This is a genomic window from Paenibacillus sp. FSL R10-2736, from assembly GCF_038000245.1.
Classification (GTDB): domain Bacteria; phylum Bacillota; class Bacilli; order Paenibacillales; family Paenibacillaceae; genus Paenibacillus_AQ; species Paenibacillus_AQ phytohabitans.
Map to the genome: position 1 here is coordinate 1 of NZ_JBBOBN010000004.1, position 1331 is coordinate 1331.

2 protein-coding genes are annotated in these 1331 nt (G+C 53.7%); both read right to left on the bottom strand.

The window, feature by feature from the left end:
• Nucleotides 1-63: 63 nt before the first annotated feature.
• The gene (locus NSQ73_RS34895; protein WP_340985280.1) at nt 64-996 is read right to left on the bottom strand and encodes an IS3 family transposase; all 933 of its coding nucleotides are present in this window, start codon (nt 994-996) and stop codon (nt 64-66) included.
• A gap of 5 nt (nt 997-1001) precedes the next feature.
• Nucleotides 1002-1316, bottom strand: a complete 315-nt coding sequence (locus tag NSQ73_RS34900; RefSeq protein WP_340985281.1) for a helix-turn-helix domain-containing protein — start codon at nt 1314-1316, stop codon at nt 1002-1004.
• Nucleotides 1317-1331: the final 15 nt, after the last annotated feature.

Here is a 1331-nt window from a genome sequence, read left to right on the forward strand (position 1 = left end):
CGGTGCGACCCCCTTATCCCGGAGTCCTCCGTATAAAATCAGTACTTGTTGTAGATATGCTCTTTATTTCGCTTTTTCTCTCGGCCAGAAGAAGCGGGAGCGGTCTTCTAGGGTCAGCACCCACTCTGCAAAGGTAGCTGGCGGCAGGTTACGAAGGCTCGTATGCATTCTGCGATTGTTGTAAAAGTCCATGTACCGGTCCACCGCTTCATAGGCCTCTTCGAACGTTTCGAATGCCTCTTTGCGGAACAAATCCCGATCGATATTACTGTGGAATGATTCAATAAAAGCATTTAAATCCGGCGTTCGAGGCGGAATACGTTCATGGGTCATTTCCCAGCTTTCACACATGTCGCCAAACAGGTGGCTGACGAACTGTGGGCCGTTGTCGGTGCGGATCACAGGGCGTGCGCTGTCAGGGGCGCAGTGATGCTCCATGGCGCGCGCCAGCGTCTGGCAGGCGTGCTTGGCCTCACACGACGATCCCCGGTGGTAGCCGACGATGACGCGGGTAAACACATCGATAATGCTCAGGACAAAGAAATGCCGGTCACGTCCCTCCACATACCCGTATTTAATGTCCATCTGCCAGAGCTGGCCCGCTCCTGTAATGACTCGGTTCTCCGGCAGCTTCCGGGGATGCTTAAAGCGCTTCTGACGCTGGGGCTGCAGGATATCCAGCGCCTGACACAGCCGGTAGCTTTTCTTGTGATTGAGCTTCAACCGGTGCTGGTTCCACAAGCACTTGGCCAGGAGTTTGTACCCGTACACGTGCTCTTCTCCAGCGATTAATTCCAGCAGCCATTCCTGGATCTCCTCGTCACTAATCTTTTCCCCAGACTCGTTAAAGGAGTAGCCTGGCTGGGGTCTTCCACGCCCCCCTTGAACGGCCTTTGGGGACAGTGACCTGCGTTTCTTACGGTCGTAGTACGTGGACTCTGCTAGCCCCATGAGACGCAGTACCAAAGCTGCTGTATTCCCCTGCTTAATGAACATGTCGGCTACCTCGATTTTTTCGGATAAGCAGGGGTTGGCTTTTTTAGCAGTTCACGCAGAATCTCAATCTCTAACTCCTTTTCGCCGAGTATCTTGACGGCCTTCTCGTATTTCTGCTCCACTTCCAGGAGGCGCTTCAGTTCCTCCACCTGCTCCTGGGGATACGGATGATCTTGTTCCCCATGGGCCTCTCGGTAATCTCTCACCCACTGATTCACCGTCGCTGGGGTCACCCCATATTTTCGGGCAACCACCGCTGCCTTAATGCCAGACAACACCTCTTGCGCTGCCTTCTCTCTTGTTCCTGTTAAGTTTCCCATTGTGTTCATCCTCCT

Coding starts and splice junctions, on each gene's coding strand:
- NSQ73_RS34895 (WP_340985280.1), bottom strand. CDS start 996: ATGTTCATTAAGCAGGGGAATACAGCAGCTTTGGTACTGCGTCTCATG.
- NSQ73_RS34900 (WP_340985281.1), bottom strand. CDS start 1,316: ATGGGAAACTTAACAGGAACAAGAGAGAAGGCAGCGCAAGAGGTGTTG.